The 24,371-nt window shown below is 73.3% G+C and carries 27 protein-coding genes; 8 read left to right on the top strand and 19 right to left on the bottom strand.

Translation table 11 applies throughout. The features are described 5' to 3' along the window. Positions 1 to 57 precede the first annotated feature (57 nt). The 5 genes from cbiE to IQ279_RS10530 all read right to left on the bottom strand — a co-directional run bounded on the left by cbiE (position 58) and on the right by IQ279_RS10530 (position 5,053). Positions 58 to 1,296 carry a precorrin-6y C5,15-methyltransferase (decarboxylating) subunit CbiE gene (gene cbiE, locus IQ279_RS10510; RefSeq protein ID WP_206348123.1) on the bottom strand — a complete coding sequence of 413 codons (1,239 nt, stop codon included), beginning with the start codon at positions 1,294 to 1,296 and terminating at the stop codon, positions 58 to 60. Between the two features lie 186 nt (positions 1,297 to 1,482). After that, the gene (locus IQ279_RS10515) at positions 1,483 to 2,148 is read right to left on the bottom strand and encodes a GNAT family N-acetyltransferase (RefSeq protein ID WP_206348124.1); all 666 of its coding nucleotides are present in this window, start codon (positions 2,146 to 2,148) and stop codon (positions 1,483 to 1,485) included. Between the two features lie 131 nt (positions 2,149 to 2,279). Continuing rightward, the gene (locus IQ279_RS10520) at positions 2,280 to 3,152 is read right to left on the bottom strand and encodes a MetQ/NlpA family ABC transporter substrate-binding protein (protein WP_206348125.1); all 873 of its coding nucleotides are present in this window, start codon (positions 3,150 to 3,152) and stop codon (positions 2,280 to 2,282) included. Positions 3,153 to 3,266: 114 nt separating this feature from the next. Continuing rightward, the gene (locus IQ279_RS10525; RefSeq protein WP_206348126.1) at positions 3,267 to 3,935 is read right to left on the bottom strand and encodes a methionine ABC transporter permease; all 669 of its coding nucleotides are present in this window, start codon (positions 3,933 to 3,935) and stop codon (positions 3,267 to 3,269) included. Next, the gene (locus IQ279_RS10530) at positions 3,932 to 5,053 is read right to left on the bottom strand and encodes a methionine ABC transporter ATP-binding protein (protein ID WP_206348127.1); all 1,122 of its coding nucleotides are present in this window, start codon (positions 5,051 to 5,053) and stop codon (positions 3,932 to 3,934) included. Before IQ279_RS10530 ends, IQ279_RS10525 begins: the two co-directional genes overlap by 4 nt. Before the next feature lie 569 nt (positions 5,054 to 5,622). Between IQ279_RS10530 and IQ279_RS10535 the strand changes: the two genes are divergently transcribed. Further along, complete coding sequence (locus tag IQ279_RS10535; protein ID WP_206348128.1) at positions 5,623 to 5,991, top strand: hypothetical protein; 369 nt, start codon at positions 5,623 to 5,625, stop codon at positions 5,989 to 5,991. After that, the gene (locus tag IQ279_RS10540) at positions 5,984 to 6,430 is read left to right on the top strand and encodes a hypothetical protein (protein WP_206348129.1); all 447 of its coding nucleotides are present in this window, start codon (positions 5,984 to 5,986) and stop codon (positions 6,428 to 6,430) included. Before IQ279_RS10535 ends, IQ279_RS10540 begins: the two co-directional genes overlap by 8 nt. Before the next feature lie 81 nt (positions 6,431 to 6,511). On the opposite strand, the gene IQ279_RS10545 is transcribed toward IQ279_RS10540, so the two are convergent. Next, entirely contained in the window at positions 6,512 to 7,039 is a 528-nt protein-coding gene (locus IQ279_RS10545) for a GNAT family N-acetyltransferase (RefSeq protein WP_206348130.1), read from the bottom strand. A 357-nt stretch (positions 7,040 to 7,396) separates the two neighbouring features. Then, entirely contained in the window at positions 7,397 to 8,548 is a 1,152-nt protein-coding gene (locus tag IQ279_RS10550) for a glycerophosphodiester phosphodiesterase (protein ID WP_206348131.1), read from the bottom strand. A 246-nt stretch (positions 8,549 to 8,794) separates the two neighbouring features. Here IQ279_RS10550 and IQ279_RS10555 point away from each other — a divergent pair, with 246 nt between their 5' ends. After that, positions 8,795 to 9,475 carry a lysophospholipid acyltransferase family protein gene (locus IQ279_RS10555; RefSeq protein ID WP_206348132.1) on the top strand — a complete coding sequence of 227 codons (681 nt, stop codon included), beginning with the start codon at positions 8,795 to 8,797 and terminating at the stop codon, positions 9,473 to 9,475. Positions 9,476 to 9,579: 104 nt separating this feature from the next. Here IQ279_RS10555 and IQ279_RS10560 read toward each other — a convergent pair whose 3' ends face one another. From IQ279_RS10560 to IQ279_RS10575, 4 genes are all read right to left on the bottom strand, one after another. Further along, positions 9,580 to 9,828: a hypothetical protein gene (locus tag IQ279_RS10560; protein WP_206348133.1), complete on the bottom strand. Its 249-nt coding sequence runs from the start codon at positions 9,826 to 9,828 to the stop codon at positions 9,580 to 9,582. Between the two features lie 1,065 nt (positions 9,829 to 10,893). Continuing rightward, complete coding sequence (gene argH, locus IQ279_RS10565) at positions 10,894 to 12,360, bottom strand: argininosuccinate lyase (RefSeq protein ID WP_206348134.1); 1,467 nt, start codon at positions 12,358 to 12,360, stop codon at positions 10,894 to 10,896. A gap of 166 nt (positions 12,361 to 12,526) precedes the next feature. Beyond that, positions 12,527 to 13,723: an argininosuccinate synthase gene (locus tag IQ279_RS10570; protein ID WP_206348135.1), complete on the bottom strand. Its 1,197-nt coding sequence runs from the start codon at positions 13,721 to 13,723 to the stop codon at positions 12,527 to 12,529. Positions 13,724 to 13,856: 133 nt separating this feature from the next. Then, positions 13,857 to 14,270 carry a DUF488 domain-containing protein gene (locus IQ279_RS10575; protein WP_206348136.1) on the bottom strand — a complete coding sequence of 138 codons (414 nt, stop codon included), beginning with the start codon at positions 14,268 to 14,270 and terminating at the stop codon, positions 13,857 to 13,859. Positions 14,271 to 14,330: 60 nt separating this feature from the next. Here IQ279_RS10575 and IQ279_RS10580 point away from each other — a divergent pair, with 60 nt between their 5' ends. The 3 genes from IQ279_RS10580 (at position 14,331) to IQ279_RS10590 (ending at position 16,234) form a co-directional block, all read left to right on the top strand. Next, positions 14,331 to 14,918, top strand: coding sequence for a pyridoxamine 5'-phosphate oxidase family protein (locus IQ279_RS10580; protein ID WP_206348137.1), 588 nt, complete (start codon positions 14,331 to 14,333; stop codon positions 14,916 to 14,918). Between the two features lie 111 nt (positions 14,919 to 15,029). Beyond that, positions 15,030 to 15,551, top strand: a complete 522-nt coding sequence (locus tag IQ279_RS10585) for a GNAT family N-acetyltransferase (protein ID WP_206348276.1) — start codon at positions 15,030 to 15,032, stop codon at positions 15,549 to 15,551. Between the two features lie 116 nt (positions 15,552 to 15,667). Further along, positions 15,668 to 16,234, top strand: coding sequence for a GNAT family N-acetyltransferase (locus IQ279_RS10590; protein ID WP_206348138.1), 567 nt, complete (start codon positions 15,668 to 15,670; stop codon positions 16,232 to 16,234). A 47-nt stretch (positions 16,235 to 16,281) separates the two neighbouring features. On the opposite strand, the gene IQ279_RS10595 is transcribed toward IQ279_RS10590, so the two are convergent. The 6 genes from IQ279_RS10595 to IQ279_RS10620 form a co-directional block, all read right to left on the bottom strand. Next, positions 16,282 to 16,842, bottom strand: coding sequence for an arginine repressor (locus IQ279_RS10595; protein WP_093850851.1), 561 nt, complete (start codon positions 16,840 to 16,842; stop codon positions 16,282 to 16,284). Between the two features lie 7 nt (positions 16,843 to 16,849). Continuing rightward, the gene (locus IQ279_RS10600; RefSeq protein ID WP_206348139.1) at positions 16,850 to 18,094 is read right to left on the bottom strand and encodes an acetylornithine transaminase; all 1,245 of its coding nucleotides are present in this window, start codon (positions 18,092 to 18,094) and stop codon (positions 16,850 to 16,852) included. Continuing rightward, the gene (gene argB / locus IQ279_RS10605) at positions 18,091 to 19,005 is read right to left on the bottom strand and encodes an acetylglutamate kinase (protein ID WP_206348140.1); all 915 of its coding nucleotides are present in this window, start codon (positions 19,003 to 19,005) and stop codon (positions 18,091 to 18,093) included. Before argB ends, IQ279_RS10600 begins: the two co-directional genes overlap by 4 nt. Continuing rightward, on the bottom strand, positions 19,002 to 20,153 hold the full coding sequence (gene argJ, locus IQ279_RS10610; RefSeq protein WP_206348141.1) for a bifunctional glutamate N-acetyltransferase/amino-acid acetyltransferase ArgJ: 1,152 nt from the start codon (positions 20,151 to 20,153) through the stop codon (positions 19,002 to 19,004). The genes argB and argJ overlap by 4 nt, the downstream gene beginning before the upstream one ends. A gap of 115 nt (positions 20,154 to 20,268) precedes the next feature. After that, positions 20,269 to 21,297 (bottom strand): N-acetyl-gamma-glutamyl-phosphate reductase, encoded by a 1,029-nt coding sequence (gene argC / locus IQ279_RS10615; RefSeq protein WP_206348142.1) that lies wholly within the window; start codon positions 21,295 to 21,297, stop codon positions 20,269 to 20,271. Positions 21,298 to 21,517: 220 nt separating this feature from the next. Then, positions 21,518 to 21,922, bottom strand: a complete 405-nt coding sequence (locus IQ279_RS10620) for a DUF5997 family protein (protein WP_206348143.1) — start codon at positions 21,920 to 21,922, stop codon at positions 21,518 to 21,520. Between the two features lie 60 nt (positions 21,923 to 21,982). Between IQ279_RS10620 and IQ279_RS10625 the strand changes: the two genes are divergently transcribed. Continuing rightward, positions 21,983 to 22,783, top strand: a complete 801-nt coding sequence (locus tag IQ279_RS10625; RefSeq protein WP_206348144.1) for a LysR family transcriptional regulator substrate-binding protein — start codon at positions 21,983 to 21,985, stop codon at positions 22,781 to 22,783. Positions 22,784 to 22,821: 38 nt separating this feature from the next. Here IQ279_RS10625 and IQ279_RS10630 read toward each other — a convergent pair whose 3' ends face one another. After that, on the bottom strand, positions 22,822 to 23,394 hold the full coding sequence (locus tag IQ279_RS10630; protein WP_206348145.1) for a histidine phosphatase family protein: 573 nt from the start codon (positions 23,392 to 23,394) through the stop codon (positions 22,822 to 22,824). Between the two features lie 72 nt (positions 23,395 to 23,466). Further along, positions 23,467 to 23,886 carry a GNAT family N-acetyltransferase gene (locus tag IQ279_RS10635; protein ID WP_206348146.1) on the bottom strand — a complete coding sequence of 140 codons (420 nt, stop codon included), beginning with the start codon at positions 23,884 to 23,886 and terminating at the stop codon, positions 23,467 to 23,469. 217 nt (positions 23,887 to 24,103) lie between these two features. Here IQ279_RS10635 and IQ279_RS10640 point away from each other — a divergent pair, with 217 nt between their 5' ends. Continuing rightward, positions 24,104 to 24,325 (top strand): DUF1918 domain-containing protein, encoded by a 222-nt coding sequence (locus IQ279_RS10640; RefSeq protein ID WP_101257188.1) that lies wholly within the window; start codon positions 24,104 to 24,106, stop codon positions 24,323 to 24,325. Positions 24,326 to 24,371: the final 46 nt, after the last annotated feature.

Genomic DNA, 24,371 nt, shown 5'->3' on the forward strand with positions numbered 1-24,371 from the left:
CGTGGGGGGCGGGGGTGGACGACTGGCCCCGGTTGGTCCGGTTCGTCTCGGACGAGATCACATCCGGCTGCCGGACAGCAGGAAGACGACCGCGCGTTCGCGTTCCGTCCACTCCCGGGTGTCCAGTTCCAGGGACTGGAGCAGGGCGCACTCCACGGCGTATCCGCCGTCCGCCAGCACCCTCCCGACGGCCTCGGCCTCGTCGCGGGTGGAGGCGTGTGTGACGATCCTCTCGGGCCTGCGGTCGGCGCAGGCGGCGACCGTGCGCGCCCCTCCCCCGCCGACGCGCACCACGTCGGGTTCGGGCAGCGCCTCCAGCGCCAGGGGCGCGATGCCGTGCACGACCTGGAGCTGGACGCCGAAGTGCCGTGCGGCGGCGGACATCCGCGCGCAGGCCGCCGCGTCGCGCTCGACCGCGAGGACCGCGGCACCGAAGCGGGCGGCCTCCACGGCGACGGCTCCGCTGCCCGCGCCGACGTCCCACAGCAGGTCGCCCGGTCTGGGGCCGAGCCTGGCGAGCTGGGCGGCGCGCAGCTGCGCGGAGTCCGCGGTCCCCGCCGCGGCCACCCGGGTGTCCTGCCCGGTGTACTCGGCGGCCGGAAGGGCCCAGCCCCGCACGGTGGGCGGGTAGTTCGGATCGCATCCGGCCAGCCATCCGCCCCGGCCCGCCGTGCCGGGCCCGGCCGCGGCCGCCGAACCGCCCACCACGATCACGACGTTGGGGTCGCGCCAGACGTGGTCGGCGGCCTTGTCGGAGGTCAGTACGGTGACCCGCTCGCGCTCGGTGCCCAGCGCCTCGCAGATGAAGAAGGTGCGGTGCACCCCTTCCAGCAGCAGGGCCAGTTCGGCGGGCCCGGCACCGGGCGAGGTGAGGACGGCGACCTTGGTGTGGGCGCGGCAGACGTTGACGGCACGGCGCAGGGTACGGCCGTGGGCGACGACGATCCGGGCGTCGTCCCAGGGCATCCCCGCGCGGGCGAAGGCCGCTGCGACGGAGGAGACGGCGGGTACGACCTCGACCTCCAGGCCGTACTCGGGCGCGCGCAGGGTGCGCACGACGCCGAAGAACCCCGGATCGCCGTCGGCGAGGACCACCGCGGTGCCGCGGTGCCCGGCGATGCGGCGGGCGGCCAGCGCCACGCTGCCCAGCCGGATGTGCTCGGCACCGGACGGGACTTCGGGGAGGGCCAGGTGGTGGGCGGCACCGGCGACGAGGGTGGCGGCTCCGAGGGCGGCGCGGGCGGCCTCGGTCAGCGGCGAGCCGTCCCACCCGATCACGGTGACACGGTCGGCCATCGTCGGCTCTCTCCTGGCGTGTCGTGGGGGCGGGGACGGAAGGCGTTGCGGGGGCGCGCACGGGTTCGGGGTGCGGTGCCGGTGGGACGGCACCGCCGCAGTGAGGTTACCGCGCCCGGCGCGGGGGGACGCCCGGGGCTTCACGGCTCGGACTCCGTGCTTCCGGTGCCCCGTGCTTCCGGGCCGTCAGCGCCAGTCGGGGTAGGCGGAGTAGCTCCCGGCCTCGGGGTAGGCGGAGTAGCCGCCGGCGTCGGCCGCCTCGCCCGGCCCGTCCTCCAGGTCCTCCGGCAGCAGGCTCCACACGATCAGGTCGGTGCGGATGTCGGTCCAGCTCCCGTCCTCGGTGCGGGTCCGGGCTATCCAGGCGTTGCGCAGCACGCCCTCGCTGACGCAGCCGACCTTCTGGGCGACCTGCTGGGAGGCGGTGTTGTCGGCCGGGGTGCGGATCTCCAGCCGCTCGAACTTCCGGTCCTGGAAGAGCCACTGGGCGGCCGCGAGCAGCGACTCGGCGGCGTACCCCTCGCCTCGCGCCCAGGGAGCGATCACGTACGCGGCCTCGGCGGACAGCACCCGCCAGTCGGCCTTGCGCAGATGGACGGTGCCGACCAGGCGCTGGGTGAGGAACTCGGTGACGGCGAAGACGATGCCGCGTCCCCCGGTCCGCTCCGCGGGCGCACCCCGGGTTATCCACTCCAGGGCGTGCTCCTCGGTGTAGGGGACGGGCACGGAGGTCCAGGCGGTGACCAGTTCGTCGTTCATCATCTCGGTGAACGCGGGGGCGTCCTCGGTCTCGAGGGGACGCAGCACGATCCGTTCCGTGCTGATCGAGATCTCCGGGAAGATGGATGTCATGCGCCGCTCCAGCCTGACGGGGTCGAGTGCACAGCATGCAGCATCACCCCGGCGGTGTGCAGCGCGGGCCCCGGTGGTGGGCCGGGCTCCCGGAGACCCCCGCCGGGGCCCGGCCCACCACCCCACCGGTGTCAGGAGGCGTCGGAGGCGGCCACCACCGAGCCCCGGTACTCCTTCTCGATGAAGTCGGCGACCTCCTGGGAGACCAGCAGGTCGGCCAGCTTCCTCACCCTCGGGTCGTCCTCGTTGCCCTCCTTGACGACGAGGAGGTTGACGTAGGGGTTGCCCTCGGCCGCCTCCAGTGCCAGGGCGTCCTCGGCGGGCTCCAGACCGGCCTCGATGGCGTAGTTGCCGTTGACGACGGCGGCGTCCACGTCTTCGAGGGAGCGGGGCAGCGCGGCCGCCTCCAGCTCCTTGAACTCCAGGCCCTTGGCGTCGGCTATGTCGGCCAGGGTGGCGTCCTGCCCGGCACCGTCCTTCAGCTCGATCAGGCCGTGGTCGTCCAGGAGTTTGAGGGCGCGGCCCTCGTTGGTGGTGTCGTTGGGCACCGCAACGGTGTCGCCGGCGCCGAGTTCGGACGCCTTCTTCAGGGTGGAGGAGTACAGGCCCAGCGGTTCCAGGTGGACGCCCGTCACGGGCACCAGGTGGGTGCCCTGCTTGGCGTTGACGTCGTCCAGGTAGGGCTTGTGCTGGAAGTAGTTGGCGTCGACCTCGCCGTTCTCGGTGGCGGTGTTGGGCAGGACGTAGTCGGTGAACTCCCTGACCTCCAGTTTCAGTCCGGCCTTCTCGGCCAGGTTGTCCCTGACGAAGCCGAGGATGTCGGCGTGCGGGGTCGGGGAGGCGGCGACGGTCAGCGGTGCGTCGGCGTTCCCGGGACCGCCGGAGGCGGCGGGGTCGGAGTCGGTGCCGCAGGCGGTCAGCGACAGGGCCAGCGCGGTGGTGGCCAGGGCGGCGGCCCTGGTGCGGGCGGCCCTGGTAACGGCGGACTTGGTGACGGTGCGCACGAAGAGTGCCTCTTTCCGTTGTGCGTTCTCCGGGCTCCGGGGTGCCGGGGCTCCGGTCGGTGCCGGACAAGGGGTCCGGCTTCCATGTGTGGGGGGGGGTGGATCGGGGGTGGTTCAGGTGGTGCGCTCGCGGCGGGAGAGCAGGCGTACCGCGCCGTCGCCCAGGAGCTGCACGGCGGTGACGAGGGCGAGCAGCACGACGACGGTGGCGAGCATGAAGCCGGTCTCGAAGCGCTGGTAGCCGTAGGTGATGGCCTTGCTGCCCAGTCCTTCGGCCCCCACCGCGCCGGCCATCGCGGAGTAGCCGACTAGGGTGATGACGGTGGTGGTCAGGCCGGCCACCAGGGAGGGCAGGGCCTGCGGCAGCAGCGCCTTGAGGACGACCGTGCCGGTGCCGCCGCCCATGGACAGGACGGCTTCGACCAGCCCGTGGTCCACCTCGCGCACGGCCGTCTCCACCAGGCGGGCGAAGAAGGGGATGGCGCCGATGGACAGCGGCACCACGGCGGCCGTCGGGCCGATGGAGGTGCCGACGACCATGCGGGTGAAGGGGATCAGGGCGACGACCAGGATGATGAAGGGCAGGGAGCGCCCGACGTTGACCACGGTGCCGGCGGCCTTGTTGACCGCCCTGTTCGCCAGCAGCCCGCCGCGGTCCGTGAGCACCAGCAGTACGCCCAGCGGCAGGCCGCCCAGGACGGTCACGAGGGTGGACCAGCCGACCATGTAGAGGGTGTCGACGGTGCCCTGGAGCAGGATGGGCTGCATCTCCGGCCAGGTCATCGGGGCTTCTCCACGGTCTCGAAGGTCTCGGGTGTCTCGGGCGCCTCGGAAGCCCCGGGGATTCCGGAGGCCCGGGCGGCTCCGGCCGCCCCGGGGAACTCGACGGTCAGTCCCCGCTCGCGCAGGAAGCCGACCGGCACGGCGTTGTCCGCGCGGCGGCCGGGCAGTTCGATCCGCATCCGGCCCACCTGGCGGCCGCCGATGGTGTCCATGGCGGCGCCGAGGATCGACACGTCGATACCGTGGGTGCGTGAGAGCTGGGAGATCAGCGGCCGTCCGGTGCTCTCGCCGTGGAAGGTCACGTCCACGACGGTGCGCTCCCGGGCCGCACCGTCCCCGGCCTCCGTCTCCCCCGCCGGGGCCGCTCCCCCGAGGGGGAAAAGCTCACGGGCCAGCTCCGAGCCCGGGGTGGCCAGCAGACCGGAGACGGTGCCGGATTCGACGACCTTCCCGTCCCGCATCAGCGCGGCCGAGTCGCAGACGGTCTTGACCACGTCCATCTCGTGGGTGATGAGCAGGACGGTCAGACCGAGCTGCCGGTTGAGGTCGCGCAGCAGGGCCAGGACGGAGCGGGTGGTCTCCGGGTCGAGCGCGGAGGTCGCCTCGTCCGACAGCAGCACCCCGGGGTCGCCCGCCAGCGCCCGGGCGATGCCGACGCGCTGCTTCTGGCCGCCGGAGAGCTGTGCGGGCCAGGAGCGGGCGTGGTCGGCGAGGCCGACCAGGCCGAGCAGTTCGCGGGCCTTGCGGGCGCGCTCGCGGCCGGGGACGCCGAGGATCTCCAGCGGCAGTTCGACGTTGCCCTGGACGGTGCGGGAGGACAGCAGGTTGAAGTGCTGGAAGACCATGCCGATGCGGCTGCGGGCCCGGCGCAGTTCGGCGCCGGCCCGCGGTCCGCGCCCGGCCAGGGCGGTGAGGTCCTGTCCGTCGACGACGACCGTGCCGGAGGTGGGGCGCTCCAGCAGGTTGACGCAGCGGATGAGGGAGGACTTCCCCGCGCCGCTGCGGCCGACGACGCCGAAGACCTCGCCCTCGCGGACATGGAGGTCGACGCCGTCGAGCGCTGTCACGTCGCGGCCTCGGGAACGGTAGACCTTGGTGAGTCCCGTGGTGGTGATCACTGGGTGTCCATCACTGTCGAGTGCGCGGCGCGGGGATGCGGCGCCGGGCACGGGGGATTCCTGGCGAAAGGGGTGGGAAACCGCAATCCGGGCCACGCCCGGTGCGGGCTGTGCGGGCGGACGGCGGGCGAGCGCGGGGCCGAGCACATCCGGCGCCCTCCCGGCGGACCGCCGGGAGGCGGGGGCTCAGGTCTCGCTTCGGGGCGCGAGGCGGCTCAGGCGGGGGCCCTCAGCGGTCACACATTCGACACATACGGCGAGCACCGGGCGTCGTGGTCGCCTCGGTCGCACGGATGCGGCAGCTCGTCGCGGTCATGCGGACGAGTAAAGCAGACCCCTGCCTCCTACACGTAAAAAGCGGACGCCCTTGTCCGAATAATGGACAAGCGAGTGCGTGGCGGCTGGCCCGCCCGCCCTCGCCGGAAAGCCGCTTCACCCGCTGCCACCTGCGTGAACGCTGTTCGCGGGCCGTGCGGTCAGCGACCCGGCCTGTGGTCAGGGCCACGGTCGGCCAGGGCTTCGGGAGGGGTCGTTTCGTCCGCGATGACGGGCTCGAATAAGGTGCCGACATGCTCATCCCGCTGACGGTCGCGGTCGCCGTGGCCGCGCTCGCCCTGGCCGCCTGGTGCGGCTTCGCGGCCTACCGGGACCAGCCGACCAAGGACTGGCACTTCGCCGGCATGGCCGTGGTGACCGTACTGGCCCTGGTTCAGCTGGTCGTCGGCGTCGTGCAGCTGGCGCGCGGCGAGAAGCCGGACGGCGGCACGGTGGTCTTCGTCTCCTATCTGCTGGGCGTGGCGGCCTGCGTACCCGCGGTCGGCTTCATGTCGCTGGCCGAACGCACCCGCTGGGGCTCGGCGACGGTCGCCGCGGGCGCGGTGGTGATGGCCGTCCTCCAGGTGCGGCTGTACGACGTGTGGGGAGGCGGGCATGGCTGAGCCCTCGGGACCCCGGGTCCCGTCCGGCCCTCCGGCTCGGCCGGGTCTGAACCGCGGACCGGGCCGGCTGCTGGTCACGCTGTACGCGGTCTTCGCGATCGGCGCGACCTCCCGCTCGGTCTACCAGCTCTCCACCCGCTTCGGCGAGGCGCCACTGGCGTATCTCCTGTCGGCGGTGGCCGCCGCGGTGTACGTGGTGATCACCGTCGCCCTGGTCCGCGGCGGCCGGGGCGCCCGCCGGGTGGCGCTGGTGTGCTGCGCGGCCGAGCTGGCCGGGGTGCTCACGGTCGGCACCTGGACGGTGCTGGACCCGTCGGCCTTCCCCGATGCGACCGTCTGGTCCGACTACGGCCTGGGATATCTGCTGCTCCCGCTGGTCCTGCCGGTGATCGGCCTGCTCTGGCTGCGCCGCTCGCCCGCCGGGGCGGGTGCGGCCTGACCCCCTCCCGCGCACGCACGGCCGCCCCGGCGGGGTCCCGCCGGGGCGGCCGTGCGTGCGCGGGACGCGCGGGGGGCGCGGTCAGGCGCTGGCGGCGTACGTCCGGGAGACGTCCCCGCCCGCCGGCGAGGGCTCCGGCGCCTTCTCCAGGGTCACCATGTCCAGCCTGGCGGAGACCCGCTCGGTGGCCACCGGGGTGTAGCCGAGCCTGCGGTAGAGGCGGATGCTGCCCTCGCCGCGGTGCCCGGTGGACAGCCGGTAGCGCCGGGCGGACCGCTCCCGCACCAGCCGCTCCTCGACCGCGGACAGCAGCCTCCTGCCGAGCCCGTGCCGCTGCATGCGGGGGTGGACGATCAGCTTGCCGATCACGGCCGTGCCGTCGTCCTCGACGCGGCCGCGTACCGAGCCGACGACCTCCGCACCGAGCCGGGCCACGAGCACGCAGCCGCGGGCCAGTTCGGCGCGGAGACCGTCGAGGGTCTGGGTGAGCGGCTCGATGCCGTAGTCGCCGTAGAGCGCGGCTTCGGACTGGTAGCACAGGTACTGCAATTTGAGGATCTGCTCGGCGTCTTCGTCCGTCGCCGCCGAGATGGTCACGCTCGTTCCCATGTGCGCACGTCTCCCCATGTCTCGTCGCGTCCGGGCACGCGTGTCGAACGAGGGTCGCGCGCCGGAACTGTCTGCCCTGATGACGCCGGTGGTTCACCGCACCCTTCCCCCTGGTTCGGGGGGCGCAACCTCCGTCGTGAGCATTCTGCGCGGGCGACCGGTGCAAGGGGAACGAATCGGTTCGGGACCGCCCTGTGAGATTCCCAACTCGCGGGCCGCTTCCGGCGGGCGGGGTGCCCGCGGAGTCCCGCCGGGAGGGCGAAACGGCCGCGCGGGCCGCGAGTGCGCCACCCTCACGGGTGAGCACCGCGGCCCGCGCGACCCTCGACTCCGGCCGGTTCCGGACAGGTCCGGCCGTCAGCTCCGGCGGAAGTCCTCGGCTGCCAGCAGGGCCGTGTCCGGCTGGTCGGCGAAGATTCCGTCGATGCCCGTCCCGAAGTACGCCCGCAGGGCGCCGAAGGCGTCCCCGTAGGCGTCCGGGTCGGCGCCGCGGCGGAAGTCCGCGGGCAGGAACCGGTTCTCGTTGCGCATGGTGTACGGGTGGAGCAGCAGCCCGCGGGCATGGGCGTCGCGCACCAGGGTGGTGGGCTCGCCCAGCCGCCCGTCCGCCCGCCTGGGGACGACCAGGTCCAGCGTCGGTCCGATGCCCTGGGCGAAGCCGGAGATCCACTCCAGCCCCTCGGGGGTGACCAGGTCGGCCACGGTGCGCGGGTCGCCGGCCTCGGTGAAGTCCCACGGGCGGGAGGAGGCCGAGGAGAGCAGCACCACGCGCGGGGTCCTCACCAGCCGGCTCATCCGCTCCATGCTGCTCGGCTCGAAGGACTGCAGGAACGTGGGGGAGTCCGCGCGGTGCCGCCCGTACCGGCGCAGCAGCCTCGCCAGCCGCTCCTCCAGGCCCAGGCCCAGCCCGCGGAAGTGGCTGGGGTGCTTGGTCTCGATGTGGAGCCAGACGGGGCGGCGACGCCGGCGGCCCTCGCGCTCGGCCCAGCGCAGCACCTCCTCGAAGGACGGGACCGTCCAGCGGCCGTCGTAGAGGGTGTTGTCGGGGCGGGTGCCGGGGATGCGCTCGGTGGCGCGCAGCGTCTTGAGCTCGGCGAGGGTGAAGTCCTCGGTGAACCAGCCGGTGATCTCGGTGCCGTCCACCGTCTTGGTGGCCTTGCGGCCGGCGAACCGCGGGTGGTCGGCCACGTCCGTGGTGCCGGTGATGTCGTTCTCGTGGCGGCAGACGAGATGGCCGTCCCGGGTGGGCACGAGATCCTGCTCGATGACGTCGGCGCCCATGTCGAGGGCGAGTTGGTAGGCCCCCAGAGTGTGCTCCGGCCGGTAGCCGCTGGCGCCGCGGTGGGCGATGACGGCGGGCACCGGCAGGGCCGTGCGTCCCCGGCCCGCCCCTCCATCGCGCCCGCCGTCGGCCGCCGCGGCGGCGGCCGGTCCCAGCGCCGCCGCGCCCGCGCCCAGCACCGCCGCGCCCAGCACGGTTCTGCGGTCCGGCCTCTGCGCCTGTCCCATGGGCACTCCTCTCGACTTCACACGCGTGTGACTGTCCCGCACCTGACAAGCAACGGAACCCGCGCATGGTAGGTGTGCGTCAATTCACCGCGGGAGACCGCGCACGAAACGCGGCGTGAACGGCTGACAAATCGCGCCATCGCGGGGTATCCGTGGGACGGACCCGGCGCGCGCCCGCCGGTGACCGGCGAGTACCGTACCGACCTGCGCGGGTGCGCGCGCTGACCATCACGACCGGAGGGCACGTTGTCCCGTTTCCTGCTCATCAAGGCGCTGCTCGGCCCGCTCCTGCGCGTGCTGTTCCGTCCGCAGGTCGAGGGAGCGGAGCGGATCCCCGGCAGCGGACCGGTGATCCTGGCCGGCAACCACCTGACCTTCATCGACTCGATGATCCTCCCGCTCGTCGTCGACCGGCAGGTCTTCTTCATCGGCAAGGACGAGTACGTCACCGGAAAGAGCCTCAAGGGCCGCCTGATGGCGTGGTTCTTCACCGGCGTCGGCATGATCCCGGTGGACCGCGACGGCGGGCGCGGCGGTGTCGCGGCGCTGATGACCGGCCGCCGGGTGCTGGAGGAGGGCAACGTCTTCGGCATCTACCCGGAGGGCACCCGCTCCCCCGACGGCCGCCTGTACCGGGGCCGCACCGGCATCGCCAGGCTGACGCTGATGACCGGCGCGCCGGTCGTCCCGTTCGCGATGATCGGCACCGACCGTGTGCAGCCGGGCGGCAGCGGACTGCCCCGGATCGGCCCGGGCCACCGCATCACCGTCCGCTTCGGCGAGCCGCTGGACTTCTCGCGCTACGACGGCATGGACCGCGACCGCTATGTGCTGCGGGCCGTGACCGACGAGGTGATGAGCCATGTGATGCGCCTGTCGGGCCAGGAGTACGTGGACGTGTACGCCACCAAGGCCAAGGCGGCCTGAAGCGCCCTCCGGCTCCCGGGGCCCGGTACCGCCACGGGCGGTGCCGGGCCCCGTCGTCCTTCCGCCGCCGGACGGCGGGCGGCTCACCGGGCGGACGGCTCAGCTCACCGGAGCGGGCGCCCGCGCGGTCCGGCCGGCGCGGCGGCTCCTTCGGGAACACCATGCGCGAGGACCAGCTTGAGCAGCAGCACCACGGGCAGCCAGGCCATCCCACCGGGTGCGGTGACCAGCGGCGCGACCATGGCCCCCAGACCGACGGCCCCCAGCGCCACCGGGCGCCGGAGGGATTCGCGGACCCGGGCCACCAGTACGGCGCCGGCCAGCGCCCAGAGGTACCACAGGGGCCCCACCACCAGGGCCCGCCGTCGAAGGCGAGGCCGGCCGCGACCGGCTGGACGTGCGCGGCGGTGAAGCCCACCGGATGGTGCAGGAAGCGCCCCACCGTCCCCGTTCCCGGAGGCGGCGGCGAGTGGTAGAAGCGCTTGGCCGTGTCCAGCCCGTTGGCCACCACGCCCCCCCGCCAGGTCCCACACGAGCAACAGGCCCAGCGACCACTGCCACAAGGTCCAGCCCTCGTCCCGGCCGTACACCGCGAGGACCGCGCACCCGGACGCCGCCACGGCGTGGGCCAGACCCTTCTGCGCGGGCGTCGCGCCCGTGCCGAAGAGCCAGTCCGGTCTGCCGGTCCTACCGGGCTCCCGCACCTCCTCCGCTCCTCCTCGTCGCCACCGCGTCGCCACCGTCTCACCACCGCCGCAGATGAGCGGCGCGGTCCACGGTGCCCCGGACGGGTGTCCGGGCGGACAGCCACTCCCGCGGGTGACCGCGTCCCCCTTGGCACACCCGGGTTCACTCCTTCCGGCGGCATGCCCGGGCCCGCAGCTGTCCATGCTTCCCAGGACGACGACAACCCCGGAGGAACACGTGCCGCGCTCTCCTGTGAACCACCGCCGGACAGCACTGCGCAAAGCCGCCTGCCCGTCCGGCGGCGCCGCGCGGGAGGGCCGGCCGGACTGCGTGGAGGGCGCGGAGGCGGAAGGCGCGGGCGCCGGTGAGCGGCGGCTCGCCCCCGCTGGTGAGCTGCGGCTGCTGCGCGAGGGCAACGGCTGCCGGCCCAGGAGAGGCACGAGAGGCGCGAGGAGGGGAGGCGGCGGGTGCTCCGCCGCCCCGCGCCCCGTCGCCGCCGTTCCGGCGGCCTGTGTGTGGACTGCCCGGTGCCTCCGGCGGACGCTGTCCGGGCGGACGTACCGCGAGCCCCGAGTACGGGCCGGTGGAGCCGGGCGTGCCGCTGGTGGGCGTCCCGGGGCACGAGCGCTGCGGAGCGGTGGCCGCGACGCCGGAGCCGTGTACGGCGGGCACCCGGCCGCCGGCCCGTCCGGCCGTGGCCGCCGCCCGGTTGGCGGCGGCCTGGCGGACGGTCAGGCCACGGCGCCCGGGCGGTCCTCCCCGGCCCACTCCCGCTGCCGGGCCAGGTCCTCCCTGACCTCCGCGAGCTGGACCGCGACGGCGGACGGCGCGGTGCCGCCCCGTCCGTCCCGGGAGGCCAGGGCACCGGGGACGTTCAGCACAGTGCGGACCTCGGGGGTGAGGTGGGGCGAGATTTCCGTGAACTGCTCGTCGGTCAGTTCGTCCAGCTCGATCCCGGCGGCCTCGCAGACCTTGACGCACCCCCCCGCGATCTCGTGCGCCTCCCGGAACGGCACGCCCCGCTTCACCAGCCACTCGGCGACGTCGGTGGCCAGCGAGAAGCCGGCCGGGGCCAGCTCGGCCATCCGTTCGCGGTTGACGGTGAGGGTGGCCATCATCCCGGTGAACGCCGGCAGGAGGATCTCCAGCTGGTCGCAGGAGTCGAAGACCGGTTCCTTGTCCTCCTGCAAGTCGCGGTTGTACGCCAGCGGCAGCGCCTTGAGGGTGGCCAGCAGCCCGGTGAGGTTGCCGATGAGCCGGCCGGACTTGCCGCGCGCCAGCTCGGCGATGTCCGGGTTCTTCTTCTGCGGCATGATCGACGAGCCGGTGGAGAAGGCGTCGTGGAGGGTGACGAAGGAGAACTCCTTGGTGTTCCAGATGATCACCTCCTCCGCGATCCGGGAGAGGTCCACGCCGATCATCGCGGTGATGAAGGCGAACTCGGCGACGAAGTCGCGCGAGGCGGTGCCGTCGATGGAGTTGGCGGCCGAGCCGTGCTCGAAGCCGAGGTCGGCGGCGACCGCGCGGGGGTCCAGGCCGAGCGAGGAACCGGCCAGCGCCCCCGAGCCGTAGGGCGAGACGGCGGTGCGCGCGTCCCACTGCCTCAGCCGCTCGGCGTCCCGGGACAACGCCTGGACGTGGGCGAGGACGTGGTGCGCGAAGAGGACCGGCTGGGCGTGCTGGAGGTGGGTCCGGCCGGGCATCGCCACGTCCGGGTGCGCCTCGGCCAAGGCCACCAGGGCCTCGTTCAGATCGACGAGCAGACCACCGATGATCCGGGCGTGGTCGCGCAGGTACATCCGGAACAGCGTGGCGACCTGGTCGTTGCGGGAGCGCCCGGCGCGCAGCTTGCCCCCGAGCTCGGGACCGAGGCGCTCCAGCAGCCCGCGCTCCAGGGCGGTGTGCACGTCCTCGTCGGCGACGGTGCCGGTGAAGGTGCCGTCGGCGACGTCGGCGGCCAGCCGGTCGAGGCCGGCGAGCATCTTCTCCAGCTCGTCGGCGGTCAGCAGGCCTGCCCGGTGGAGCACCCGGGCGTGGGCGCGCGACCCGGCGATGTCGTAGGGGGCCAGCCGCCAGTCGAAGTGGACGGAGGCCGACAGGGCGGCCAGCGCCTCGGCCGGTCCGTCGGCGAACCGGCCGCCCCACAGCCGTACGTCGCCGCCTGTGGCGGGGGGCGGGGTCTGGGGGGCGTTGGTCATCGGTGCTCCTCGTGCGCTTACCGGTCGCGCCGGGCGTGCCGGGCGGGTTCAGGCGTTGTCGGGCGGTGCCGGGCCGTGTCGGGACCCGGCCGGGACGGGAAGGCGCCCGCCTCCCCCACCACGGGGGCGGAGGAAGCGGGCGGTGTGCGGCTGCCGCGGGGGCAGGTTACTGCGCGAGGTCCCGCTTGGCGGCGATCTTGCTGCTCATGCCGAAGATCTCGATGAAGCCCCTGGACATCGACTGGTCGAAGGTGTCACCGGTGTCGTAGGTGGCCAGGTTGAAGTCGTACAGCGACTTGTGGGAGCGCCGGCCGGTGACGGTGGCCCGGCCGCCGTGCAGGGTCATCCGGATGTCGCCGGACACATACTCGTTGGCCTCCTCGACGAAGCCGTCCAGGGCGCGCTTGAGCGGGGAGAACCACAGGCCGTCGTAGACCAGTTCGCTCCAGCGCTGCTCGACCTGCCGCTTGTAGCGGGCCAGTTCGCGCTCGACGGTGACGTTCTCCAGCTCCTGGTGGGCGGTGATCAGCGCGATGGCGCCCGGCGCCTCGTAGACCTCGCGGGACTTGATGCCCACCAGCCGGTCCTCGACCATGTCGATCCGGCCCACGCCCTGGGCCCCGGCCCGCTCGTTGAGCTGCTGGATGGCCTGCAGGACGGTGACGGGCCTGCCGTCGAGGGCCACGGGGACGCCCTTGTCGAAGGTGATGACCACCTCGTCGGCCTCGCGCGCGGCGGCCGGGTTCCGGGTGTAGTCGTAGACGTCCTCGGTCGGCGCGTTCCAGATGTCCTCCAGGAAGCCTGTCTCCACGGCCCGTCCGAAGACGTTCTGGTCGATGGAGTAGGGCGACTTCTTGGTGGTGGCGATCGGCAGGCCCTTGTCCTCGGCGAAGGCGATCGCCGCATCGCGCGTCATGGCGTAGTCCCGCACCGGCGCGACGCACTTCAGCTCGGGGGCCAGCGAGGAGATGCCGGCCTCGAACCGCACCTGGTCGTTGCCCTTGCCGGTGCAGCCGTGGGCGACGGTGGTGGCGCCGTGCTTCCTGGCGGCGGCCACCAGGTGCTTGACGATGGTCGGCCGGGAGAGGGCGGAGACCAGCGGGTAGCGGTCCATGTAGAGCGCGTTCGCCTTGATCGCGGGGAGGCAGTACTCCTCGGCGAACTCGTCCTTGGCGTCGGCGACCTCGGCCTCGACGGCGCCGCAGGCGAGCGCGCGCTTGCGGATGACGTCCAGGTCCTCTCCGCCCTGGCCGACGTCCACGGCGACGGCGATGACCTCGGCGCCCGTCTCCTCTGCGATCCAGCCGATGCAGACGGAAGTGTCCAGGCCACCGGAGTAGGCGAGTACGACGCGCTCGGTCACGGGGGGCTCCTTACGATGCATACGGTGACTGGTATAAGTATGCACTCCTCCGTATGGTTCGTCAAAGAGTAGTGATCCATCAGGAAAACCGCAGGTCAACCGTCTTCCGATGAGCCGCGGCGCACTGAACGCGTCAGCCGGGGGCGTCCCGGGCGGTCTCCCGCAGTACCTCGGCCAGTACGGCAGCGTGGCTGCGCTCCTCGTCCCTGGTGGCCGTCAGCAGCGTCAGCGTCCCCTCCTCGGCCGACTCCCGCAGCCGCTCCACCGCCTCTTGCCGCCCCGCCTCCTCCAGCTCCGCGCGGTAGCGTCCGGCGAACTCCTCGTACCGCTGCGGGTCGTGGCCGTACCAGCGGCGCAGCCCGTCCGACGGGGCCGCCTCCTTGCACCACTCGTCCAGTTCCGCCGCGTCCCGGCCCAGACCGCGCGGCCAGATCCGGTCCACCAGCACCCGCCGGCCGTCCCCGGGGCCGGCCTCCTCGTACACACGGCGCACCCGCACCCCGGGCTCCCCGCGCCCGTCCCCGCCTGTTCCACTGCCTTCGGCCATGTGCCCAGCCTGCGCCGGAAATACCGGGCGCGCACGCGCGCACGGCGGCATGATGCCCGTGTGGGAAAGACATACGAACGCATCGACGGACGGCTGCGGGACTTCATCGAGGCCCAGCCCGTCTTCTTCACCGCCACCGCGCCGCTGTCCGGTGACGGCACCGTCAACCTCTCCCCCAAGGGGCTGAGGGGTTCCTTCGCAGTCCTCGATGAGCGCACCGTCGCCTATCTCGACTTCGCCGGCTCCAACGCCGAGACCGTCGCCCATCTGCGGGAGAACGGCCGGATCACCCTGATGTGGTGCGCCTTCTCCGGCCCGCCGAACATCGTGCGCGTCCACGGCCGCGGGGAGCCCGTCTTCCGCGACGACCCGCGCTGGGGAGAGCTGATCGCCCGCTTCCCCGGCATCGACCACTCCCGGCACGGCCTGCGTGCGGTCATCGTGGTCACCGCCGAGCTGATACGCGACACCTGCGGTTACGCCGTGCCGCTGATGACGTACGAGAGCGACCGCCCGCTGCACGGCTCGCGCTTCGAGCGCGAGACGGACGAGTCGCTGGACGCTTACTTCCACAAGAAGGAACACGTCGCCACCAGCATCGACGGCCTCCCGGGACTGCCGCTCCCCCTGCCCCCCACACCCGCCTGACCATCTGAACGCCCGGACACCGGACCACCTGGCGGAACGTTCTTGCGGCCGGAGCCCCGGAAGGAGTTCCATCGGGCGGTGCGAACCGAACACATCAGCAGTGCCGCGCCGGTGATCACCCGTCTGCCGGCCACCGAGATCCCCGCCGCGGCCCGGGAGCTGGCCGCCCTGCTCTGCGACGCCGTCGAGGGCGGCTCCTCGATCGGCTTCCTCGCCCCGCTCGACCCCGCCGAGGCGGCGGCCTGGTGGAAGGGCCTGGTGCCCGAGGTCGCCGACGGCGGGACGGCGGTGTGGGTCGCCCGGGTCGGCGGCCGGACCCTGGGCACCGTGCAGCTGAGGTTCTGCGGCACGCCCAACGGCCGCCACCGTGCGGAGATGGCCAAGCTGATCGTGCACCGGGACGCCCGGGGCCGGGGGCTGGGCCGGCGGCTGCTGGCGACGGCCGAACGGGAGGCCGCCGACGCGGGGATCTCCCTGCTGGTGCTGGACACCCAGACCGGCAGCCCGGCCGAGCGCCTCTACCGCTCGGCCGGCTGGACCGAGGCCGGCACGATCCCCGACTACGCCGCCGACACCGAGGGCGTGCTCCGGCCCACGACCCTCTTCCACAAGAAACCACTCCGAGCCGGCTGACGGCGGGCGCTGCCGGTGTGACGGCGGACCCGGTCATGGCGGCCACCGGTCGCGGCGGGACCGCCGCGGCCACACACCCCCACCGACACCGGCAAGCGACCTTCCGAGGAGTCCTCATGCTCAGCATCCCTCTCGGCGACGGCGCACGGCTGTGCCCCCTGGAGCCGTGGCAGGCGGCGGAGCTGGCCGCGCACACCGACCGGGCGCGCGGCCACCTGGCGCCCTGGCTGCCGTGGGCCCACACCGTCACCGACACCGCCTCGGCCCGTGCCTTCCTCCAGCGGTACGCCGACAAACAGGCCGCCGACGAGGGCCGGATCTACGGCATCCGGCTTGACGGCGAGCTGGTGGGCGGCATGTTCTTCCGGCTGTTCAGCGCCTCCGAGGGCTCCTGCGAGCTGGGCGCCTGGCTGGCCCCCGAGGCCCAGGGGCGCGGGCTGGTCACCACCGCCGCCCGGCGCATGATCGACTGGGCGGTCGGGGTGCGCGGCCTGGCCCGGGCGGAGTGGCTGGTCTCCCCGGACAACGGCCCCAGCATCGCGGTGGCCAAGCGGCTGGGCATGACGCACGAGGGCACCCTGCGCAGCGCGTTCCCCGTGAGCGGTCGCCGTCAAGACCTCCAGGTCTGGGCTGTGCTGGCCCACGAGTGGCAGGCGGCCGGCGGGAAGGGCGCACACGGCTGACGGGGGCGAACGGCGCCTGGGACCGGGGCCCGGCCGGGGTCCGGGCCTCAGGCGCCGTTGCCCTGGTGGGAGTTCTTCTGCGCCAGCCGCAGCAGATGGTCGGCCAGGGCCTGCCCGCCGGTGGGGTGGCGGCTGATCAGCAGCAGGGTGTCGTCGCCGGCGATGGTGCCGATGATGTCGTGCACCTCCGCCTGGTCGATGGCCGAGGCGAGGAACTGGGCGGCGCCGGGCGGGGTGCGCAGCACCACCAGATTGGCCGACGCCTCGGCGGAGATCAGCAGCTCGCCCGCCAGCCGTGCCATCCTCGCCTCACTCGCGGACTCCCCCAGCGGAGCCCGGGGCGTGCGGTCACCGCCCTCGCCGGGGACGGCGTAGATCAGCTCGCCCCCGGTGTTGCGGATCTTCACCGCGCCCAGCTCGTCCAGATCCCGGCTGAGCGTCGCCTGGGTGACGCTCAGCCCGTCGTCGGCGAGCAGCTTGGCGAGCTGGCTCTGGGACCGGACCGGCTCGCGGTTCAGGATCTCCACGATCCGGCGGTGCCGGGCCGTACGCGTGTGGGGTACGGCCGGGCCGCCGTGGTTGCCGCCCTGCGCCTGCGCCTCGGTCATCGTCTCGTCAGTCTCCGGCTCGTCGGGTCCCGCCGACGGCGTCGAGGACGGCGGGGAGGGACCGGACCAGCGCGTCCGCCTCGGCTTCGCCGATGATCAGCGGCGGGGCCAGCCGGACGACGTCCGGAGCGCACGCGTTCACCAGGAAGCCCGCGTCCTGGGCAGCCTGCTGCACCTGGGGTGCGACGGGTTCGGTCAGTACGATACCGAGCAGCAGCCCGGCGCCGCGTACATGGTCGACCAGCGGGTGCCCCAGCCCCTGGACGGCGTCGCGCAGCCGGCCGCCGATCCGCTCGACGTGATCGAGGAGGCCCTCGGAGGCGATGGTGTCCAGGACGGCGAGCGCCGCCGCGCAGGAGACCGGGTTGCCGCCGAAGGTGGAGCCGTGGTGTCCGGGACCCAGCAGCTCGGCGGCCTCGCCGAAGGCGACCGTGGCGCCGATGGGCAGACCGGCTCCCAGTCCCTTGGCGAGGGTGACGACGTCGGGCCGCACCCCCTGCGCCTGGCAGGCGAACCAGTGCCCGGTGCGGCCGATTCCCGTCTGGACCTCGTCCAGCACCAGCAGGGTGCCGGTGGCGGCGGTGATCTCACGGGCGGCGGCCAGATAGCCCTCGGGCGGGACGACGACGCCGTTCTCTCCCTGGATCGGTTCGAGGATCACCAGGGCGGTCTCCTCGGTGACGGCCGCCCGCAGCGCGTCGGCGTCGCCGTAGGGGACGTGGGTGACCTCGCCGGGCAGCGGCAGGAAGGGGCCGCGTTTGGCGGGCTGGCCGGTCAGCGCGAGGGCACCCATGGTACGGCCGTGGAAGCCGCCTTCGGTGGCGACCATGTGCGTGCGGCCGGTCCGGCGGCCGATCTTGAACGCCGCCTCGACGGCCTCGGCCCCGGAATTGGAGAAGTAGACGCGCCCGGTGCGGCCGAAGAGCCGGAGCAGCCGTTCGGCCAGGGCGACCGGAGGCTCGGCGACGAAGAGGTTGGAGACGTGGCCGAGGGTCGCGATCTGCCCGGAGACCGCGCGGACGACCGCCGGGTGGGCGGTGCCGAGCGAGTTGACGGCGATGCCGCCGACGAAGTCCAGGTACTCCCTGCCGTCGGCGTCCCACAGCCGGGCGCCCTCGCCGTGGGTGATCGGGATGCGGGGGGTGCCGTAGTTGTCCATCAGCGCGCCCTGCCAGCGCCGGGTGAGACCGGCGTTGCCGGGCGGGGGCGCGTGCGTGGTGGTGGCGGTGGGTGTGGCGGTGGTGTCGCTCATGCCCGCTCCTCCTTCTCCGGCGTGGCGCCGTCCGGCACGACCATGGTTCCGATCCCCTCGTCGGTGAAGATCTCCAGCAGGATGGAGTGCTGGACGCGTCCGTCGATGACCCGGGCGGTGTTGACGCCGTTGCGCACGGCGTACAGGCAGCCCTCCATCTTGGGCACCATGCCGCTGGCCAGGTCCGGCAGCAGCTTCTCCAGCTCGCTCGCGGTCAGGCGGCTGATCACGTCGTCGCTGCTGGGCCAGTCCTCGTAGAGGCCCTCGACGTCGGTGAGCACCATCAGCGTCTCGGCGCCGAGCGCAGCCGCGAGGGCCGCGGCCGCGGTGTCGGCGTTGATGTTGTAGACGTGCCCGTCGTCGGCGCTGCGGGCGATGGAGGAGATCACCGGGATGCGGCCGTCGTCGAGCAGGGCCTGGACGGCTCCCGCGTCCACCCGGGTGATCTCGCCGACGCGGCCGATGTCCACCTGCTCGCCGTCGATGTGCGCGTAGCGCTTGGTGGCGGTCAGGGTGTGCGCGTCCTCGCCGGTCATGCCGACGGCGAGCGGGCCGTGCCGGTTGAGCAGGCCGACCAGCTCGCGCTGCACCTGGCCGGCCAGCACCATCCGCACGACGTCCATCGCCTCGTCGGTGGTGACCCGCAGTCCGGCCTTGAACTCGCTGACCAGGCCGAGCCTGTCCAGATGGGCGCTGATCTGCGGACCCCCGCCGTGGACGACGACGGGCCTGAGGCCCGCGTGCCGCAGGAAGACCACGTCCTGGGCGAACGCGGCCTTCAGCTCCTCGTCCACCATGGCGTTGCCGCCGAACTTGACGACCACGGTCTTCCCGTGGTGGCGGGTCAGCCAGGGCAGCGCCTCGATGAGGATCTGGGCCTTGGGCAGGGCGGTGTGCCTACGTGTACTCATGACGAATAAGCGCTGTTCTCGTGGACGTAGTCGGCGGTGAGGTCGTTGGTCCAGATCACGGCGGACTTCTCGCCCGCCGCCAGGTCTGCGGTGATGCGGACCTCGCGGTAGCGCATGTCCACCAGTTCGCGGTCCTCGCCCACCGACCCGTCGCGGCAGACCCACACTCCGTTGATGGCGACGTTCAGCCGGTCGGGCTCGAAGGCGGCGGATGTGGTGCCGATGGCGGACAGCACCCGGCCCCAGTTGGGGTCCTCGCCGTGGACGGCGCACTTGAGGAGGTTGTTGCGGGCGATGGAGCGGCCCACCTCGACGGCATCGTCCTCGACGGCGGCGTTCACCACCTCGATCCGGATGTCCTTGGAGGCCCCCTCGGCGTCCCGGATCAGCTGCTGCGCCAGGTCGTCGCAGACGGCCCGCACGGCCTCCGCGAACTCCTTCGCCTCCGGGGCGACGCCCGAGGCTCCGGAGGCCAGCAGCAGCACGGTGTCGTTGGTGGACATGCAGCCGTCGGAGTCGATCCGGTCGAAGGTGGTGCGGGTGGCCTCGCGCAGCGCGGCGTCCAGCCCGGGGGTGTCCACGTCGGCGTCGGTGGTGAGGACAACCAGCATCGTCGCCAGCCCCGGGGCGAGCATGCCCGCGCCCTTGGCCATGCCGCCCACGACCCAGCCGGATCCCTCGGCGACGGCGGTCTTGTGCACGGTGTCGGTGGTCTTGATGGCGATGGCGGCCCTGTCGCCGCCGTGCGGGGACAGGGCCTCGGCGGCCTTCTCGATCCCCGGCAGCAGCCGGTCCATCGGCAGCCGGACGCCGATCAGGCCGGTGGAGCAGACGGCGACCTCGCCGGCGCTGTGGCCGAGCACCTCGGCGGCCCTCTCGGCGGTGGCGTGGGTGTCCTGGAAGCCGAGCGGGCCGGTGCAGGCGTTGGCACCGCCGGAGTTGAGGACGACCGCCGAGACCTGCCCGCCCCTGAGGACCTGCTCGGACCAGAGCACGGGCGCGGCCTTGACGCGGTTGGAGGTGAACACACCGGCGGCGGCCAGACGCGGCCCGGTGTTGACGACCAGAGCCAGGTCGGGGTTGCCGTTGTCCTTGATCCCGGCGGCGATCCCCGCCGCGGTGAATCCCTTCGCAGCGGTCACACTCATGGTGTTGTTCCGCTCCCTTCTCCGCCCGCGCGGCACGGCGCGGGCATCGTCGTCGACAGCGGGCCGGCGGCCGCGCGTGCGTCACAGGCCGCGGCCGGGAGGTGCCGCTCCCGGCTCACGGGGCGACCCCGGTGACGGGTAGACCCGTCTCCTCGGGCAGGCCGAGGGCGATGTTCATGCTTTGCACCGCGCCGCCCGCGGTGCCCTTGGCGAGGTTGTCGATGGCGCTGACGACGACCACACGGTCGGCCGTCTCGTCGTACGCGACCTGGATCAGTGCGCTGTTGGAGCCGTACACGGCGGCGGTGGACGGCCACTGGCCCTCGGGCAGCAGGTGGACGAACGGCTCGGCGGCCAGCGCCTTGTCGTACGTCTCGCGCAGACGGCCGGCGGTCAGGCCGGGCCGGGCCCTGGCCGTACAGGTGGCCAGGATGCCCCGGGACATCGGGGCGAGCGTCGGGGTGAAGGAGACGGTGACCGGCTCGTTCGCGACGGCCGAGAGGTTCTGGGCCATCTCGGGGGTGTGCCGGTGGACGCCGCCGACGCCGTAGGGGCTCATCGAGCCCATCACCTCGCTGCCCAGCAGGTGTGGCTTGGGCGCCTTGCCCGCGCCCGAGGTGCCGGTGGCCGCGACCACCACCACGTCGGGCTCGGCCAGACGGGCCCCGAACGCCGGGAAGAGCGCGAGCGTCACGGCCGTCGGATAGCAGCCGGGGACCGCGACGCGCCGGGACCCCGTCAGCGCGTCGCGTGCCCCCGGCAGCTCGGGGAGGCCGTACGGCCAGGTGCCGGCGTGCGGAGTGCCGTAGAAGCGCTCCCACTGGCCCGGGTCGCTCAGCCGGAAGTCGGCACCGCAGTCGATGACCAGCACCTCGTCCCCGAGCTGCTCGGCGACGGCCGCGGACTGGCCGTGCGGCAGGGCGAGGAAGACCACGTCGTGGCCGCTCAGCGCCTCCACCGTGGTGACCTCCAGGACGCGGTCGGCCAGCGGCGGCAGGTGCGGCTGGAGCGCGCCCAGGCGCTGCCCGGCGTTGGAGTTGCCCGTCAGCGCCCCGATCTCGACCTCGGGGTGTCCGGTCAGCAGACGCAGGATCTCGCCCCCCGCGTAGCCGCTCGCTCCCGCCACCGCCGCTCGCACTGCCATGGAATCCTCCTCATCGACAGCATGACTATACGCATGTTGGCAGTTTTATGCAATGAATGCATGCGACGGCCCCTGCGGCCTCGGAGATCGGGGAACGGGGGCGAGGAAGACGTCCGGCCCGCCGACCGGTCGGGAGGACCGGTCGGCGGGCCGGACTGAACCGCGGGTGCGGCCGCGGGCGCGGCGTCACACGGGGACCGCGAGGGGGTAGAGACCCCGGTCAGGTGCGGGGCGGGCGGGGCCCGTCGTCCTGCTCCGCCCTCCGCTCCTTCAGGCGCGCCGCCTCCTTGCGGACCTCGGCCTGGGTGGCGCGCTCCTTCCGCAGCCACTCGGGGTTCTCCGCCTTCAGCGCCTCGATCTGCTCGGTGGTCAGAGGCTCGGTGATCCCGCCGCGCGCGAGTCCCGAGTTGGAGACGCCCAGCTTCGCCGCCACCACCGGACGGGGGTGCGGTCCGTCACGCCGCAGCTCCCGCAGCCACTCGGGCGGGTCGTTCTGCAGCGCGTCCAGTTCCGCGCGCGAGACGACGCCCTCCCGGAACTCGGCGGGGGTGGCCTCGAGGTACACACCCAGCTTCTTCGCCGCGGTGGCGGGCTTCATCGTCTGGGCGGTCTGCTGCGACTTCATGGAGCCCAGGGTATCGAGCGCCCGCCGCTCCTCCCGCCGCCCGGCCGGTAGCCTGGCTTGGTGAACCGCTCGGAAGCGTCCCCCTCGTTCCGGCTCGCGTACGTCCCGGGAGTGACACCCGCCAAGTGGGTGCGGATCTGGAACGAGCGTCTGCCCGGCATCCCGCTCGACCTCGTCCAGGTGTCCGCCGCCGAGGCGCCCGGCGTGCTGCGCGACGGCGGCGCCGACGCAGGTCTGCTGCGGCTGCCCACCGACCGGAGGGATCTCAGCGCCATCCCCCTCTACACCGAGACCACGGTGGTGGTCGTCCCCAAGGACCATCTCGTGACGGCGGCCGAGGAGGTGTCCGCCGGGGAACTGGCCGACGAGATCGTGCTGCACCCCCTCGACGACACCCTGGACTGGGAGCACCCCCCGGGACGGCCCGCCCTGGAGCGCCCCGCCACGACGGCGGACGCGATCGAACTGGTGGCGGCGGGGATCGGGCTGCTCGTCGTACCGCAGTCGCTCGCCCGCCTGCACCACCGCAGGGACCTCACCTACCGGCCGGTCACGGACACCCCCCAGTCGCGCGTCGCGCTGTCGTGGCGGGAGGACCGGACCACCGACCTGGTGGAGGACTTCATCGGGATCGTCCGGGGGCGGACGGTCAACAGCACCCGGGGCCGGCGCCCCGCCGTCGCCGGGGAGACCAAGCCGGGCAGGCGGGACGGGCAGGACGGGGCGAAGCCGGGGCGCTCGGACGGGGCCGGAGCCCGGCGGAAGCCCGCGGGAGGCGGGCAGGCCGGCCGCGGCAGGGGATCCGGCCGTTCAAGAGGATCCGGCGGCGGCAGGCGCGGCAGGCCCCACCGCAGGTCGTAGCGCCTGCGCCGGGACCGCCGGCCGCGCACCGCCGCGCGTCAGTGGTCCATGGCCAGTGTCCAGTCCCCCGCCCACCCGGCCAGGGTGACCGACGACAGCGGCCGGACGTCCACGCGCCAGTAGGTGTGCGGCGGCGCCTTCAGCGCGTACACCGCGGCCGCGCGCAGCACCGTCGGTTCGACGACCGCGGCGATCAGGGTGTCGCCCTCGCCGCCCGGGCGGGTGTCCAGCCAGTCGCCCACCCGCAGGATGAAGGAGAACAGCGACTCGCCGCCGTGCGGGACGGCGTGGGGGTCGGCGAGCCAGGCGTCCACGGCCCGCGGCTCGACCGCGGCGACCTCCCTGAGGGTGCGCCCGCGCCACCGCCCCATGTCGCACTCGCGCAGCGCTGGCTGGGCCAGCGGCCGCATCCCCAGGACGTCCCCGGTCTCGCGGCAGCGCATGGTCGGCGAGCAGTAGCGCAGTTCGGCGCCCGCCAGGTGCCCGTACGCCGCGATGGCCCGCTCCGCCTCCCGCCACCCGGCGGCGTCCAGGGGACGGTCGTCCTCGAAGCGCACGTCCAGCAGGGATGAGCTGCGGGCGGCGGCGAGCAGCGTGATCCGCAGATGCATTACCGGATGGTAGAACCGTGAACCGGATTGTTCGACGGTCGGGCACGGACTGTTTTCGGACGTATGCCCTGATCACTCGGGGATCAGGGCCATCAGCCGTCCGAACTCCGCGGGCGGCTGGAAGCCGAACCCCTCGTAGAGGCCGTGCGCGTCCTCGGTGGCCAGTAGCACCCGCCCGAGCCCGTACGGTTCGAGCTCCGTGAGCGCGGCCTGCACCAGCGCCTTCCCCAGGCCCCGGCCGCGGGCGGCGGGGGCCACGTAGACGTCGCACAGCCAGGCGAAGGTGGCCCGGTCGGTGACCACACGCGCGTAGCCGAGCTGCTCGCCGGTGGCCCTGTCGTACGCCCCGAGGTTGAGCGAGCCCGCGATGGCCCTGTCCTGTTTGCCGCGGCTGCGGCCGAGTGCCCAGTAGGCGTCGGTGGACAACCAGTGGTGGACGCGTGCGGCGTCGAGGCGGGCGGGGTCGGCGGAGATCTCGTACGAGGTGCTCATGGCGGGAGAGCCTGACAGCCGGCCATGCGGACCGTCGACCGGTTTTGCCTCTCCTCGTACTTCCTCCCGTTTCCTCGCACATCCCCCGTTTCCCTCCACTCTCCTCCGTCTCCTTACGCCTCTCCGTTTCCGCGCTCGCAGGCGCCCGGCCCCCCTCCGCCTCTAGAATCGGGATCAAAAGTATTTTCTTCTCGATACAGGCAGAAGGAGACCGCCGATGCAGGCGAACGCGGGCGACCTGCTGCTGGTCCACGGCAGGTTCGTGGGACAGCACGAGAGGGTCGCGGAGATCATCGAGGTACTGGGGACGAACGGCGAGCCGCCGTACCGGGTCCGCTTCGAGGACGGACACGAGACAGTGATGTCGCCGGGGCCCGACTCCGTGGTACGGCACCACGGCGAACCCCTGCTGGAGCACGGCGAGCCCCGGCGCCGCTGACGCCGGGGCCGCGCACAGGACGAAGGGAGGCGGGGCCGCCCCGGGA

The organism is Streptomyces verrucosisporus, assembly GCF_017114865.1.
Classification (GTDB): domain Bacteria; phylum Actinomycetota; class Actinomycetes; order Streptomycetales; family Streptomycetaceae; genus Streptomyces; species Streptomyces fenghuangensis.